Here is a 1,102-nt window from a genome sequence, read left to right as displayed (position 1 = left end):
CGCGGGAACGCCGAACGGGGGCCGGGGAGCGGCGCACACCGATCGGGGCACGGGGAACGGAGAACGGGGGCACGGCGAACGGGAACGGGGGAAGTGACCGGTGATGCAGGTCTGTCTCAACGGGTCCCGCACGGCGGCGGACGGCGCGGTGGTGCCGCTTTCGCCCGAGGCGCTGGCCGAGTCCGCCGCCGGGGCGGTCGCGGCGGGCGGCACGCAGATCCATGTCCACCCCAGGACGCCGTGCGGGCGCGAGAGCGTCTCGCCGCGCGTGGTGGCGGCGACCGTGACGGCGCTGCGAGCCCGGGTGTCCGTGCCGGTCGGGGTGGCCGCGGGCGCCCGGGCGGAGCCCGATCCGGTGGCCCGCCGGGAGCGGGTGCGCGGCTGGACGGTGCTGCCGGACTTCGCCTCGGTCCCCTGGCACGAGCCGGGCGCCGAGGACGTGGCCGCCGCCCTGCTCGGGCTGGGCGTGGGCGTGGAGGCGGGCATCCGGTCCGGCACGGACGGCGCCGCCCGCCTCGCGGCCTCGCCACTGGGTCCGCGGGTGCTGCGGGTGGTGGCGGAGGTGGCGGACCCGGCCCCGGAGACGGCCCAGGCGTCCGCGCACGCCCTGCTCGCCGAGCTGGGCGGCGCACACGGCCGGCCGGTGCTGCTGCACGGCGAGCAGGCCGGCACCTGGCCGGTGCTGCGCCTGGCGGGCCGGCTGGGACTCGCCGCCCGGATCGGCCTGGCGGACACGCTGCTCCTGCCGGACGGGCAACCGGCGTCCTCCAACGCTCAGTTGGTGACAGAGGGACTGCTCCGGTACGGGTGCGTCCGGCGCTCGTCGTAGGGCAGAACCGCCGAACTCGTCGACGGGGGGCTGCCGTTGGTGCCGCGGCTGTACGAAGGGCCGCACGACGTGGAGAAGGTGCTGGCGTACGCGGCCGGGCGGGAGACCGTGTCCGGGCGGGGGCTGCACCTGCGCGAGGGCGGGGTGAGCCGGCCGGCCGTGGAGCGCCAACGGCCCGGTCACCGGCGGCCGGGCCGTCGCCGAGGCGGTCAGCCCCGCGTACCTGCCCCGCGAGGGCGGCACCGAGTGCGAGTGAGCCCGGCCGCCGGTGAC

At 78.6% G+C, this 1,102-nt stretch carries 1 protein-coding gene and 1 pseudogene; both read left to right on the top strand.

Translation table 11 applies throughout. From position 1 onward, the window contains the following. Positions 1 to 100 precede the first annotated feature (100 nt). A complete protein-coding gene (locus GV126_RS32145; RefSeq protein WP_159674447.1) occupies positions 101 to 829 on the top strand; it encodes a 3-keto-5-aminohexanoate cleavage protein in 729 nt (242 codons plus the stop codon). A 9-nt stretch (positions 830 to 838) separates the two neighbouring features. After that, positions 839 to 1,085: pseudogene (locus GV126_RS36920) on the top strand (RNA ligase (ATP)); the annotation flags it as partial. Positions 1,086 to 1,102 lie beyond the last annotated feature (17 nt).

This window comes from Streptomyces mexicanus, from assembly GCF_902506575.1.
Lineage (GTDB): Bacteria > Actinomycetota > Actinomycetes > Streptomycetales > Streptomycetaceae > Streptomyces > Streptomyces mexicanus.
This window is presented reverse-complemented; position numbering and strand designations above follow the sequence as displayed.